The following is a 13,470-nucleotide window of genomic DNA, read 5'->3' as shown; positions in this document are numbered from 1 at the left end:
AGCGAGACCCATAATGACTATCAATGCCGTGAAAACCCATCGTGCACTGCTGACCGACCGCATTCCCGGCCATGGCATGCCGGGTGGTTTGTTTGGTCGCCAGGATGTTTTTGAAACCGACGTCGAGATCTTTTTCACCCAGCATTGGATTCTGGTGGGGGTCACCAGCGACGTCCCCGAACCCGGTGATGTCTCCACCCTCGATATCGGCAAGTCATCCATCCTCCTGGTGCGCGACGATGACGAGCAGGTGCAGGCCTTTCGCAATGTCTGCCGGCACCGCGGGGCTCGCTTGAAGCAGGCCGGCAAGTCGACGGTGGGCATGCTGGTCTGCCCCTACCACCAGTGGACGTACGACCTCGACGGTAGCCTGAAACATGCAGCGCACATGGGGCAGGCCTTCGACCCTAAATGCAAAAGCCTGATTCCCGTGCACTCTCGGGTTGTCGGCACCCATGTCTTCGTCTGCCTGGGCGACGAACCGCCAGAAGACATCCAGTACCTTGATCAGGTCATGACACCGCGTTTCGCTCAATATGACATCGCCCGTTCAAAAATCGCCTTCGAATCGGAAATCATCGAGAACGGCAATTGGAAACTGGTGATCGAGAATAACCGCGAGTGTTATCACTGCGCAGCCACCCACCCGGAACTGACCGCCTCGTTCCTGCCCGAAGATTTCGGTTTCTGCACCGATGGCCTGGGGGAGGATTCACTCCAGGCGCTGGCGGAGTATCACCGCCGCAATGCCGAGACCAAGGCCAACTGGGAGCGCGAAGGTTATATCTGCGAGGCCGTCGAACACCTGGGTGAAGACGCCGTGACCCAGTTCCGCTCGCAGCGGCTGGCCATTGCCGGCAACGGCGAATCCCAGACCCTGGACACCCGTGTAGCGTGCACCCGGCTGTTCGGCGACCTCACCCGCCGCGACTTGGGCGACATGCATTTCTGGACCCACAACTCGTGGACCCATGTCATGAGCGATCACGCCGTGGTCTCCTACATCATCCCGCTGGCGCCCGACAAGACCCTGGTGCGCAGCAAATGGCTGGTCCATGCCGATGCCGTCGAAGGCGTCGACTACCACTTGGATAAGCTGACCGAAGTCTGGGTCGCGACCAACCTGCAGGACGCCAGCCTCGTCGGCATCACCCACAGCGGCACCCAGGATCCGGCCTACACGCCCGGGCCGTTCTCGGCCTTTACCGAAACCTATGTCGACCAGTTCTCGCGCTGGTACGCGGCGCGCCTCGCCGCCCACGGCGTGTGAGGAATGAACATGACGACTTACGAACACCTGACGCGCCCTGGAAACGCCAACGCGGTCCAGCGTTTCACCGACCCGACCACCTGGGGCACGTTCGGTGCGCAGTGGCACAGCGGCGAGCAGAAAACCCTGCAATGCTGCGCCGTGCGCCAGGAAACCCACGATGTCAGGACGTTCATTTTTCGCTGTGCGGATTTCAGCGCCCTGAGTTTCGAGCCCGGTCAATTCATCACGATCTCGCCGGTCATTGGCGGGCAAACCATTGCCCGCTGCTACACCCTGTCGTCCTCCCCGACCCGGCCCTTTGCATTTTCCATTACCGTCAAGCGCGTACCGGGGGGCGTGGTGTCGAACTGGCTGCATGACAACCTCAAGGCCGGCGATAGCCTGAAGGCGTCCGGCCCAGCGGGCAGCTTTACGCCGGTCGGCCATCCGGCCAACAAATTGTTGTACCTGTCCGCCGGCTCCGGCGTGACGCCGTTGATGTCGATGACCCGGGCCGCCTGCGACATGGCTGGCAACCTCGACATCGTATTCGTGCACAGCGCCCGCACGCCCACCGACATCATCTTTCATGGGGAATTGACGCGCATGCAGGCGGCCATGCCGGGGCTGCGGGTCATCAGTATTTGCGAAGGGCTTGGCGACACCCCTCAATGGCAGCAACCGATAGGCCGGCTCGACTTGTCGTTGCTGAGCCAGCAAGTGCCGGACTACAAGGAGCGGGAGATCTTCACCTGCGGTCCCCAGGGATACATGGAAGCGGTCAAGTCGTTGCTCAGGGACGCGGCGTTCGATTTCGCCCACTACCATCAGGAAAGCTTCGACATTGCCGCACTGAATGAGCAACCGTTGATCGAGCAGGTCGCTTCGCTCGATCAGCCAGCCGAGTTCACCGTGACCCTGTCGCGCTCCGGCAGGACATTCAGCATGCCGGCCAATCAGACCGTGTTGTCCGCCGCCAAGAAAGCCGGCGCCATCGTGCCCTCCTCCTGCAGCCAGGGCGTGTGTGGTACCTGCAAGACCGCCCTGCTCCAAGGCACGGTGGACATGAACCACAACGGCGGCATCCGGCAGCGGGAAATCGACAAGGGCCTGCGTTTGCTGTGCTGCAGCAAGCCCACTTCCGACCTGGTGCTTGATCTTTAGCCGTTCCTCGCTAATTAGGTAGTCACTGCACGCCGGCTTCTGCACAATCTCCGTGCGCTTAATACTGATAAGACTGAAGCCTGATGAAACTGCAACCCTTGCCGCCACTCAACAGCCTGGTGGCGTTCGAGGCCGCCGCCCGCCACTTGAGCTTCACCATGGCGGCACGGGAACTGAACGTCACCCAAGGCGCCATCAGCCGCCAGGTACGCTTGCTCGAAGATTATCTGGGCACGGCACTGTTCACCCGCACGACCCGGGAGATCAACCTCACCGCCACCGGCAGCCAGTATTACGAAAGCGTGCGTGACACGCTGCAGCACATCGCCCAGGCCACCGCGGGCATACGCCATTGGCAAGGCGCGCAGCAAGTCACGGTGGTCACCAGCACGGCGATGGCGTCGCTATGGCTGCTGCCGCTGGTGTCGCAGTTCCAGCGCCAGATCGAGGAGATTGACCTGCGCATCATCGCGACGGATCAAGTCAGTGATTTTTCCCGGCTCGACTGTGACCTGGCGTTGTATTACTGCAGCACGCCGCCAAAAAACATGAAAGTCACGCCGCTGTTCAACGAGGAGATTTTCCCGGTGTGCAGCCCCGCTTATCTGGCGCAACACCCGGAAATCGAGACACTGGAGCAATTGGGTGGATGCACCTGGTTGTGGCTGGAAGACCAGCACAGCGATTGGATTGGCTGGAAAGAATGGTTCCAGCGTCTTGGCTACCCAGCGCCAGAACCTCGACGGCGCATCAATATCAACAGCTACGCCATGCTGATCCAATCGGCCCTGGCTGGCCAAGGGATCGCCCTGGCGTGGTCGGGCCTGCTCAGCAATCACCTGCAAACCGGCAACCTGGTACGGCCAACGCAGGCCATCCTGCGCACCGACGCGCAGTTCTGCCTGCTGGAACCCCAAGGCCGGGCCCCGAACAGACAAAGCGTGAACCGCTTCCGCCAGTGGCTGATGGCCCATCTGGCAGAAACGGTCGACGCTTGATGGGCCGGGCGATCTAGCCGATTTTCACGTTCATGGTGATGCGCGCCGTGAACACCTTTACTCCCGCCTCGTCGAAGATCTCGACCGGGACAATCTTGTCGCCCGAAGTCTGCCAGTCGATGTCGCTACCGTCGGCAATCGCGTGGATGGACGTCTTGGCCTTGGCCAGGTATTCGACAGTCATGCCTTTGGGAATCCAGCGAGCGCCACTGGGGATGGACACCTCGGTCATCATGCCGCCGGCCAGCTCTGCCGCGTTACACAGTGCGATGGCGTGAACGGACGCCAGGTGATTGGTGATTTCCTTGCGAAACGGCACCTTCACTTCGCCGCGACCGGGGGCCAACACCGAAATTTCCGGGTTGATGGTGCCGAAGTACGGGGCCATCTGGCAGGCCATATTGCTGAACGCGGACGGACCGACGCTTTGGTACATGCTAAGAGTCTGGCTCATGGGGTATCTCTGGTCAGGTGGGCTGGAGTCATGAACAGAACATTACTCGATTACGGAATAGCGCTCTGTTACAGAACAGTATTCTGTAATCTGCCACCCTGTCAATCGCTCGTGCCAAGCCTTCGTTTCAATTAACATGGCCCCTTTTTGCCTGGGCCGAAAAATGGAACCTGTCGATCTCCTCGAACGCTGTTACCCAGGGCGTCGTGCCGAGTCCAAGCGGCATATCCTTCGATGTGCCTTGGCGCTGTTCAACCAACAGGGCATCGAAGCGACCACCATCGATATCATCCGTACCGAAAGCGAGATGAGCGTGGGGGCCATTTATCACCATTTCGAGAACAAGGAAGGCTTGGTCGCGGCGTTGTACATGACCGCCCTGGACGATCAGGCGCGGCTCAGGGACAACTACCTCGGCGCTGTCACGTCGACCCGGGAGTGGGTGCATGCCCTGGTGTTCAGCTATGTGGATTGGGTGGTCAGCCAACCCGATTGGGCACGGTTCCAGTACCAGGCGCGCTTTGCGGTGGCGCGCAGCAGCTTCAACGAGCGGCTCGCCGAGGCGAATCTGGCCAGGAACGCCGAACTGAAGAAATGGTTCAGTGACCCGGCCCACCAGCAGGATCTGCAGGACCTGCCTTTCGAGCTGATCCCCTCACTGATCATCGGTTCGGCGGAAAGCTACTGCCGCGCCTGGCTCTCCGGCCGCGTCAAACGCAGCCCTGAAGGCTACCGGCAGCAGCTGGCCGACGCCGCTTGGCGTGCCGTTGGCATGCACGCCGGCACCTCGTCCTGAAGGTTCTGAGCCACCCGAACAGATTCATTGCATAGCGGCCCAGCCCTAGTGGCCTGTGTGGCTAATTCGTGCACTCAAATTAACCGTACAGGCCACTAGTTGCGCGCCGTCGGCATGGCGCGATGGCCGAAACTGGTCGATGGCCGCGAACCTGCTATCTTTGAAACAAACCTGAGTAGTTGCGATCCCATACGTATCCAGGTTTGTACAGGGAGTAATGCAGTTTGGAAGCAGTGGAACTGCTCGCTATTGATGAATGGGCACCATCACTTCTACCTGGCGATTGTGATGTGATCATCGTCAACTACAACGCCGGTGAGCTTTTGCTGGCGAGTGTAGGGTCGGCGTTTGCCGCCGGGGCTTCCCGCGTGATCGTGGTGGATAACAACTCCCACGATGACAGCCTGGTGCAGTTGGAGCGAATCCACCCTGCCGGCGACTCGCTTCAGATCGTCCGCAATACCGCCAACCTCGGCTTCGCCGTGGCGTGCAATCAAGGTGCTCGCCTGTCTGCGGCCCCCAACGTTTTTTTCTTGAACCCGGACACCGAACTGGCCACCAATGCCATGGACCGCATGCTGCAGGCACTGCGCAGCTCGCCCGAAATCGGCATGGTCGGAGGTTTCCTGTGCAATCCGGACGGCAGCGAGCAAGCCGGTGGACGCCGGGTGTTTCCAACGCCCAGACGCGCCTTCATGCGAGCTTTCGGGCTTTCGCGACTCTCGACGCTTTTCCCATCGCTGTTATCCGACTTTTTATTGCATAAGGAACCGCTACCCAGCGCCCCCACTGTCGTTGAAGCCATCTCCGGAGCTTGCATGCTGGTCAAGCGTGAAGCGATCGAGAGCGTCGGGCTGTGGGACGAAGACTATTTCCTTCATTGCGAGGACCTGGACTGGTGCATGCGCTTCCATCAGGCCGGCTGGCGCGTACTGTTCGTGCCGGATGCCCAAGTGATGCATGTGTTCGGCGGTTGCAGTCGTGATCGACCTTATTTCGTCGAATGGCACAAACATTTGGGGTTCCTGCGTTTCTATCGCAAGTTTTTCCGCCGTAAATACCCTGCCATCCTGTGGATCAGCGTGGTGATCGGAGTCTGGTTTCGATTCAGCCTGGTGGTCCTTCGCCACGCCACGACCCGGCTTAAGCATGCATGGGACCTTCGATAATTGCGGCTAGGCATATTGGGCGGCACCAGCCTCCTGGGCGAGCGCGTCCTGCCATTGCTGGCCCAAGCCGGTCACTCGACGAGCGCCTTTGCCCGCAGCCTGCCCAGCGTGTCCTGCCCCGGAATCACCTGGCGAAAGGCTGACGACTGGCATGGACTGGCGCTGGACACCTTCCTGTCATTCGCGCCCCTCTGGGTGCTGCCCGACTACCTGGAGCGCCTTGCCGGCACCCAGGTCAAACGTGTTGTTGTCCTCTCCTCCACCAGCCGCTTTGCCAAGCACGCATCGCCCGACGCTCGGGAACGGGACGTGGCGCAACGCTTGATACGTGCAGAAGAACAACTTGAGCAGTGGGCGGTCGAACGGCAAATCGAATGGGTAATCCTGCGACCGACCCTGATCTATGGTTTTGGCCGCGACAAGAACATTTCGGAAATCGCGCGGTTCATTCAACGCTTCGGATTTTTCCCACTGATCGGAGGCGGAACCGGGTTGCGCCAGCCGGTGCATGGGGATGACGTCATCCGGGCGTGCCTGTCCGCCGTGAGCACGCCTGACCTGCCCAGTGGCGCCTATAACCTCTCCGGGGGAGAGGTCCTGCCTTATCACACCATGGTCAGGCGCATATTCCAGGCCATGGGACGCCCGGAGCGAACACTGCCCCTCCCTGCCCCGGTATTGAGCCGGGCCGTTTCGATCATTCGCTGCCTGCCGCGCTACCGACATCTTTCCAGCGCACTGGTGGCGCGGATGAATGAAGATCTGGTGTTCGACCATTCCCACGCCAGTGATCGACTTGGCTTTGCGCCCAGGGCGTTTCAACTGATGGATGAGGACTTGCCTGGGCGCTGAGGCTGCTGACGGCGGTGGGTCAGCTGCAGGGATGTTGAGTTGACGGGCCCCATCGCGAGCAAGCTCGCTCCCACAAGGGTATCTGTGGTGCATGCAATACCTGGAACACCTCAAAGAACTGTGGGAGCGAGCCTGCTCGCGATGGCGGCGTGACCGTCGATGAGGATGTTGAAGGTGATGGCCCTGTGGCGGCCTAACCCTTGTCCCCCGCCTCGTTGCGATGAACATGGGCTTGCCAAGCCCCCCATTTGCTTTCGAAGTACGCCTGGTTCTTGTCCCAGAGAGCCTGGTACTCGCCACTGGCGATCAGCTTCCTGAACGAGGCCTGCCCGTAGTGATGGATAAACGCATCTTCGGCGCAGACCGTCCGATAGCCGGCGGCCTGCACGCGACGGCTGTAGTCGTCGTCCTCGAACATCCCGATCCCGAATGCCTCGTCCAGATACCCCACTTCCTCGAGGATGCTGCGGCGAAAGGCGACACAAAACATCGCCAGCATCGAGATATCGAACGAGCGTCCCTTGCGAGCTTCGGTGTAGCGGTCAGCAAACGCTTGCATCTGTTGAATGTCGGTGTAGGAAATCTCGATTTTCGCTTCGTTGCCAACCGCATTCGTGACCGGCCCGACCAAGCCGATACTCGGATCCCGCACATGCCTGACCAGCGGGTCCAGCCAGCCACCAGGCACGACCGTGTCGTTGTTGAGCAGCAGCAGCACGTCACCATCGGCTTCGCGCAAACCCTGGTTGTTCGCCGCAGCAAAGCCCCGGTTGTCCGGGTTCAGGATGATCTTCGCGCTCGGCACCGCTTGGCGCAGGCGTTCAAGATAATCACCTGTCCCATCGTCCGAGCCATTGTCGACAACAATGAGCTCGTAATGGGGCCAGGTGGTGTTACGCAGAATGCTGTTGACGCATTGAATGGTCAGGTTGAGGTTGTTGTACGTCACGAGCACGATGGAGACTTTTTCGTACAGGCCGACGATAGCCCGGTGCATGCTATCGAATCGATCCTTCCAATCATTGGCCCGGGCCAGTTCCACGCGCCGTTTGTACAGGGCCAGGTCGCGTTCGGCCAAGGCACGCTCGATCTGCTCGAGGAACTCATCGACCCCGGTGGCGAAGTACAGCAGGTCTTTATAGATGCTCATCTCCGTCAGTGGCGTGGAGATCACCGGCTTGCCTGCGCTGATGTACTCGTAGAACTTCACCGGATCAACCGCATGCGTCACGTTGTAGAGCCGGAAGGGAATCAGGCAGGCATCGAAATGGTCCAGGTAAAGCGGCATTTGCGAGTACGGCTTGTGGCCCAGCAGCTGCACATTGGGTTTGTGCTCGAGGCCCGTCAGATCCTCGACGAAAATATCCCCCACCAGGACGAAGTTCCACGCTGGCCGCCGGTCCGCCAGCGCCGCCAACAAGGGATAATCAAGCCACTGGGCCAGGGCGCCGTAGTAACCAATGACAGGCCCGACAAGCCCGCTCAACACATCATTGGTAAAACAGTGCTGCCGGAAAAAAGCGAAATCCACCGCGTTTCGTACCAACACACAGCGTGGGTTGTAGGCACACCATTTTTCGTAAAGCAACGCGGCGGAAACGGTCACCAGGTCGGCCTGGGTTATCAGGGTCTTTTCCTCGCTCAGCAACTGTTCGCCGATGTTCGGAAAGCCATCCCAGTCATCCATGCAATCGTAGTGAATGCGCCAGCCGTGCATGGCGCGCAGGCTGAGTGCCACCGGGCTCCAGTAGGCGATATGCACCACCGAGAGGGCGGTCCTGATCTGCATGTCGGCAACCAACGCAGCCAGGGCTCGCAGCAAGGCTTGATGATTTTCAGGCGTCACGGTCTTTTCGTAATACGCCTCTTGCACGTCGCGCTGCAAGGCCACTTCAAAGACATTGGGCGCCACGGACGCCAATCGATAGAGCTGCCCCTGCTCCGGCACAACGGAGGGGACGATGTAAAAAACCCGATAACCATTGTTCGCAAACTGGCTCATCAACTGCTGCGGTCGCTGGAAGCGCGCGGCCCACTCGATGTTGGCGAAGCAGAGAATATCCAGGCGTCCTTTCGTCGCAAAATCAGGCTCCACCGCGACGTTCGGCAACGGCTCCGGTGCTGCCGGGTAGACGATTGCCGCGGCCGTTTCGGGAAATTCCCGGGTAGCGGCAAAACCATAACGCATCACCCGGAACAGTGAACGCAGGGGACGGGTGAAACGCCACGAACGGGTGTTTTGCAGGAAGTCGACTTTCGCCAGGGCGATATCGCGCTCGTTGATGGCCGCATCCCGTTGAGCCAAGGCGGCATCGCGGTCGATCAAGGCGCTGTCGAGTTTAAGCACGTGGGTACCCATGCAGCGGCGCGCTGTCACCCGGCGGCCACATGGAACTGACGGAGCCCGGCCGGTAGAACGTTGCCGTCAGGCTGCGGCGGGAAGATTGGCAGCCACTCACCACGGGGGTGACGGCATGCCAGGAATGGTCCGAGCGCACCAGGATCGCCGAATTGCCCACCAACGGCTCGATCTCGGCCGCCACGGCGGTGGGATCGTTGCGGTGCAGGATGGTCAGGCAGCCGCCGTCGTTGCGGTCCCAGGACTCATTGAAATACAGGATATGGGTGACCAGTTTGTCGGGCAGGTCCGGATGAGCGCCCAGGCTCGCACCGGGGCCGTAATGAAAGACGTTGACCTCCATCGGCACACTGCGCAGATCGATCCCGCTCAGCTCTGACATGGCCTCTCGATAGGCGGCCGAGCCGAGGTCCTGTGCCAGTCGCAACCACGCCTCGCTCAGTTCTTCGGGAAACGCGATGGTCGGGGTGCCCATGCTTACCAGGGCCCGCGCCTCATAGTCATAGTTTTTCTCGCCACCGTAACCACTCACCGTCTTGAAGTGATCGCGAGGAAAGGTTGCCGCCAACGCGGCGGCATCCTCGGTCGAATACAGATTGCCGATTTCAGCCCATGAGAACGGATGGGCCTTTAGCGCCGCTAGCGTGAGACGAGAGAGATCTAGCATTGTCGGTTCTTGTTCGCTGTCAGGTTTCGGATACCACGGGCGATGGAACGCAGTGGTGCGGTCATTCGGAATGAATTGGAGTTCTGCAACTCAAGCATCCTGGCGTCACTGAAGGCCAGTTGATGGCTGAGCTGGGCAATCCGTTGCTGCTGGGCGAGCTCCTGCGCCGTAAGGTTTTGTGCCGGTTCGATGATGGCCGGCTCTGGCACGACGGGGCTTGCCGGCCGTTCAGCCGACACGGGGTCACGGCCCTCGGCCGCGGCTTCGAGCAAATTGGGCAGATGCTGTAGAAACGCTCCCAACACCGGCTGGGACGCTGTTTTGCCCTGGCGAATGATCGCCGCGACCCGGTCCCAATGCTCGACCAACTGATCCGTCGCCGCACGCGCCGCGGGCGATGGACAGCTCTTGCCCACGCGGGCGAGCAACCATTGCGGATCGACCGTCGCCACGTCCGGCAAGGCGTGGAGCGAGTCGAACCCCGCCAGCGCCGTGTACTTGCCCGTGGTCAGGTCCGCCGAGCAAAACACCGGGACGCCAAACGCCAAAGCGGTGATCGCCAGGTGGTAGCTATGGCCGATGACCGCTTGGGCCTGGCTGAGAATTTCCGCCATCAGTAATGGCTCTGGCCAGAACGACAAGGTAACGGCCCCCGGCAGGCGCCCGGCAATGACCGACGGATCGTCCCCCAGGACGGGGCCAATCGGCACCACCAGGAACTGATAGCCCTGGAATGCCTCGGCGTGGTCTTCGAACAGTTTTATAAAGGATTCCACCACGTGAATGGCGTGGATCACGATGTAGGGCCCGGTCAGCCCGGCCTGTTCGCGCAGGCCAATGAACTCGGCCGAGGGTTGCTGCTCATCGATCAGGCGGGGCAAGCCAAACGCGGTATCGGGCAGCACTTCGATCTCGGCCTGTTGAGTCAGCGCGGCGAGGGTATCGCGCGACAGTGCATCGCGCACGCGCACGTACTGGCTCTGCTCAAGGGTCATTTTCAATAGCGGCCTGGCCCAGTCGGGAATATCGTTGCAATGCATCCCGGGGGCATTCCATATGACCGGGACCGCGTGTTGCAGCGCGATGAGCGCAGGGGTCAGCCAATAACCGGTCGGGTGGTGGATATCGGCAGTTGTCGGACCATAGCCGTGGGCAACGACTTTATCGAAGCGGATCAGGAAACCACCGCCAATCAAGACCCCATCCAGGCTCGCCGCGACATGGGGCAACTCCGTCAGCGATGTCACCGCATAAGGCCATTGCGGTGGGGTTTTCCCGTGGTAGGAAAACCGATGCAGGTTGACAGAACCCAAGCGCCGGGTCAGCTCCGCCTCGGCGATGATCGGAAACAGCAGATCGCCGTAGTTCTCCACGTCAAAGGTGCCGAATATGGCGACCTGCCACGTGCGCGTGTCCGGGTACTCCGTCAAAACCTGTTCTCCTTGAGCGGCGCAGACCTTGGGAGGCGGTTCAACCGGTCGAGGGTCGATCCGCCGCAACCCCAAGTCAACCATGCCCAAAAAGCTCTTGTGGTTCGGCAACATGTCGAACGCCAAGGGCGCGACCTGCTTTTCGATCAGTTGCGAGGTGTCTTCCGTCGCGCCGTGCAACAGCTTGAGGGTGACATGATAGCGCCCCTCGGCGAGGTTGGCCGGGAAGCGCACCGTGATCGCCGCACGCCGCCAGCCGTTTTCGGGCGGGCTGGGTTGCAGTGCGAAGTTGCCCCCGCCGATCACCAGCAGCCTGGCCTCCTGGATAGTGAAGCTGATGTTCGGTTGCGTAATCGATTCATGCAGCAACGCCTCGACGCGAATCTCGATATCGTCGCCATACAGGTAGCTGGACGAAAGTTGCTGGGTGTTGGTGAAGCAGGCAGCGCTGATGTGCCCCTCTTCGGTCCCGAAGGCCATCCCCTCCTGCCCGCCCATGAATGACTTGCGCGTCACCGGTATGACGCCGCCACTGGCCCAGCGACGTTGCTCGTCGCGCATGTCGAGCAAGTGCAGCTCGGCCATTTCATCGGGCGAGCCGCTGGCCACGACCCGGCCTGCGCGCAGGTAGATGACCCGGTGGCAGAAGCGCTTGACCATGCTCATGTCATGGGAGACGAACAGCAGCGTCGTGCCTTTGGCAGCCAGTTCTTCCAGCCGGTTCAGGCATTTGAATTGAAAAGAGGCATCGCCAACGGAAAGGGCCTCGTCGACGATCAGGATCTCCGGTTCGACACAGACCGAAACGGCGAAGGCCAACCGTACCAGCATCCCGCTGGAATAGATCTTGGTGGGCTGGTCTATGAAGTCGCCGATATTGGCGAAGGCGATGATGTCATCGAAACGAGCGTCGATTTCCGAACGATCCAAGCCCAGCACCGCCGCATTCACATAGACGTTTTCGCGACCGGTGAACTCCGGGTTGAAACCAGACCCCAGCTCAAGCAACGCCGCAATCCGACCATTGCCCTGGACACTGCCCCGGGTCGGCATCAACGTCCCGCAGATCAGTTGCAACAAGGTGGATTTGCCGCTGCCGTTACGGCCGATGATACCGACGGTCTCCCCCCTTGCGATGGTCAGGGAAACATCGTCCAAGGCCCAGAACTCGCGATAGAAACGCTTCCTGCCGCGCACCAGCATCTGCAATAGACGGTCCTTGGGCGCATCATAAATCTGATAACACTTGCTCAGGTTTTCGGCACGAATGGCCACTTCAAACGACATCGGCAAAACCCTTCCATGAATCACGGCCATTATTGCGGCGCTACTCAAACAGTCCTTCGCTGGGCACTGCGGATGAGTTAAGCACAGATGGGGAAAAAAACTTCGAATGAACCTGCACGTGGTCTACCCTCCAATGAGGACGCGTCACAGGGAGCATCCGAATTTTGCCTTAAGGATCAAGCACCAATGCAGTCGTTCAGCACGTCCCCCATCGCCATGATCAAGAGTGTCCTGGTCAATCGAATCCTGATCTACGTATTGATCCGCAGAGAAGTCATCGGGCGCTACAAGGGGTCGATGCTCGGCGTCTTGTGGTCGTTCTTTACTCCGGTTTTCATGCTGGTGGTCTACACATTCGTGTTCAGCGTCGTCTTCAAGGCCCGCTGGTCGGGCGGCGGTGAATCCAAGAGCGAATTCGCCCTGGTGCTGTTCGCGGGCCTGTTGGTCTTCAACCTGTTTTCCGAATGCGTGAGCCGTGCGCCGGGCCTGGTGCTGGCCAATACCAACTACGTCAAGAAGATCGTGTTCCCACTGGAAACCCTGCCCCTGGTGTCGCTCGGCGCAGCGCTGTTCCATATGGCGGTCAGCGTCCTGGCCTGGCTGATCTTTTATATCGTCCTGTTCGGAACGCCACCGGTAACGGCCCTTCTATTGCCATTGGTGCTTTTCCCCTTGGTGCTGATGACGCTGGGGCTCTCCTGGTTTCTCGCCTCGATCAGCGTCTACCTGCGTGATATCGGCCAGTTCATCGGCATCATCATCACGGCGATGCTGTTTCTCTCGCCGATTTTCTATCCGCTCTCGACGCTTCCGCAGAGCTATCAGGCCGCGTTGCAGGCAAACCCGCTGACGCTGCCGGTGGAAATGGTTCGCGATGTGCTGTTCTGGGGCCGGCCGCCGCAATGGGCCTACCTGGCGGCGTATTCGGCCATTTCCGTGCTGATTGCCTGCGCCGGGTTTGCCTGGTTCCAGAGGACCCGCAAAGGCTTTGCCGACGTTATATGACATTGTTGCGTGGCGCCCCGCTCAGCAGCCGCTATGC

General features: G+C 60.2%; 10 protein-coding genes and 2 pseudogenes. 7 read left to right on the top strand and 5 right to left on the bottom strand.

Annotation, left to right across the window (positions count from 1 at the left end; genetic code table 11):
- Nucleotides 1–13: 13 nt before the first annotated feature.
- The 3 genes from J3P85_RS10855 (at nt 14) to J3P85_RS10845 (ending at nt 3,414) form a co-directional block, all read left to right on the top strand.
- Nucleotides 14–1,270 (top strand): aromatic ring-hydroxylating oxygenase subunit alpha, encoded by a 1,257-nt coding sequence (locus J3P85_RS10855; protein WP_434705783.1) that lies wholly within the window; start codon nt 14–16, stop codon nt 1,268–1,270.
- Between the two features lie 9 nt (nt 1,271–1,279).
- Complete coding sequence (locus tag J3P85_RS10850) at nt 1,280–2,416, top strand: FAD-binding oxidoreductase (protein WP_434705782.1); 1,137 nt, start codon at nt 1,280–1,282, stop codon at nt 2,414–2,416.
- Nucleotides 2,417–2,499: 83 nt separating this feature from the next.
- A complete protein-coding gene (locus J3P85_RS10845; RefSeq protein ID WP_434705781.1) occupies nt 2,500–3,414 on the top strand; it encodes a LysR substrate-binding domain-containing protein in 915 nt (304 codons plus the stop codon).
- Nucleotides 3,415–3,427: 13 nt separating this feature from the next.
- Here J3P85_RS10845 and J3P85_RS10840 read toward each other — a convergent pair whose 3' ends face one another.
- Nucleotides 3,428–3,868: a hotdog fold domain-containing protein gene (locus J3P85_RS10840; RefSeq protein WP_053121459.1), complete on the bottom strand. Its 441-nt coding sequence runs from the start codon at nt 3,866–3,868 to the stop codon at nt 3,428–3,430.
- Between the two features lie 163 nt (nt 3,869–4,031).
- On the opposite strand from J3P85_RS10840, the gene J3P85_RS10835 reads away from it, so the two are divergent.
- The 3 genes from J3P85_RS10835 (at nt 4,032) to J3P85_RS10825 (ending at nt 6,685) form a co-directional block, all read left to right on the top strand.
- The gene (locus J3P85_RS10835; protein WP_434705780.1) at nt 4,032–4,664 is read left to right on the top strand and encodes a TetR/AcrR family transcriptional regulator; all 633 of its coding nucleotides are present in this window, start codon (nt 4,032–4,034) and stop codon (nt 4,662–4,664) included.
- A 290-nt stretch (nt 4,665–4,954) separates the two neighbouring features.
- Complete coding sequence (locus J3P85_RS10830; RefSeq protein WP_434705779.1) at nt 4,955–5,833, top strand: glycosyltransferase family 2 protein; 879 nt, start codon at nt 4,955–4,957, stop codon at nt 5,831–5,833.
- Nucleotides 5,834–6,685: an NAD-dependent epimerase/dehydratase family protein gene (locus J3P85_RS10825; RefSeq protein ID WP_434705778.1), complete on the top strand. Its 852-nt coding sequence runs from the start codon at nt 5,834–5,836 to the stop codon at nt 6,683–6,685.
- A 193-nt stretch (nt 6,686–6,878) separates the two neighbouring features.
- On the opposite strand, the gene J3P85_RS10820 is transcribed toward J3P85_RS10825, so the two are convergent.
- The 4 genes and pseudogenes from J3P85_RS10820 to J3P85_RS10805 all read right to left on the bottom strand — a co-directional run.
- On the bottom strand, nt 6,879–9,032 hold the full coding sequence (locus J3P85_RS10820; protein ID WP_434705777.1) for a glycosyltransferase: 2,154 nt from the start codon (nt 9,030–9,032) through the stop codon (nt 6,879–6,881).
- Complete coding sequence (locus tag J3P85_RS10815) at nt 9,025–9,711, bottom strand: 2OG-Fe(II) oxygenase (RefSeq protein WP_434705775.1); 687 nt, start codon at nt 9,709–9,711, stop codon at nt 9,025–9,027. Before J3P85_RS10815 ends, J3P85_RS10820 begins: the two co-directional genes overlap by 8 nt.
- Nucleotides 9,705–11,018, bottom strand: a pseudogene (locus J3P85_RS10810) (polysaccharide pyruvyl transferase family protein); the annotation flags it as partial. The pseudogene J3P85_RS10810 and the gene J3P85_RS10815, both read right to left, overlap by 7 nt.
- A 189-nt stretch (nt 11,019–11,207) precedes the next feature.
- Nucleotides 11,208–12,428 (bottom strand): annotated as a pseudogene (locus J3P85_RS10805) (ABC transporter ATP-binding protein); the annotation flags it as partial.
- A 186-nt stretch (nt 12,429–12,614) separates the two neighbouring features.
- On the opposite strand from J3P85_RS10805, the gene J3P85_RS10800 reads away from it, so the two are divergent.
- Complete coding sequence (locus tag J3P85_RS10800; protein ID WP_186706654.1) at nt 12,615–13,433, top strand: ABC transporter permease; 819 nt, start codon at nt 12,615–12,617, stop codon at nt 13,431–13,433.
- Nucleotides 13,434–13,470 lie beyond the last annotated feature (37 nt).

Source organism: Pseudomonas sp. Z1-12 (assembly GCF_051132015.1).
GTDB classification, from domain to species: Bacteria; Pseudomonadota; Gammaproteobacteria; order Pseudomonadales; family Pseudomonadaceae; genus Aquipseudomonas; species Aquipseudomonas zanjanensis.
Note: the sequence above shows the minus strand (reverse complement) of the source record. Positions and strands in the feature narration are given on the sequence as shown.

Coding starts and splice junctions, on each gene's coding strand:
- J3P85_RS10835 (WP_434705780.1), top strand. CDS start 4,032: ATGGAACCTGTCGATCTCCTCGAACGCTGTTACCCAGGGCGTCGTGCC.
- J3P85_RS10800 (WP_186706654.1), top strand. CDS start 12,615: ATGCAGTCGTTCAGCACGTCCCCCATCGCCATGATCAAGAGTGTCCTG.
- J3P85_RS10850 (WP_434705782.1), top strand. CDS start 1,280: ATGACGACTTACGAACACCTGACGCGCCCTGGAAACGCCAACGCGGTC.
- J3P85_RS10845 (WP_434705781.1), top strand. CDS start 2,500: ATGAAACTGCAACCCTTGCCGCCACTCAACAGCCTGGTGGCGTTCGAG.
- J3P85_RS10855 (WP_434705783.1), top strand. CDS start 14: ATGACTATCAATGCCGTGAAAACCCATCGTGCACTGCTGACCGACCGC.
- J3P85_RS10840 (WP_053121459.1), bottom strand. CDS start 3,868: ATGAGCCAGACTCTTAGCATGTACCAAAGCGTCGGTCCGTCCGCGTTC.
- J3P85_RS10815 (WP_434705775.1), bottom strand. CDS start 9,711: ATGCTAGATCTCTCTCGTCTCACGCTAGCGGCGCTAAAGGCCCATCCG.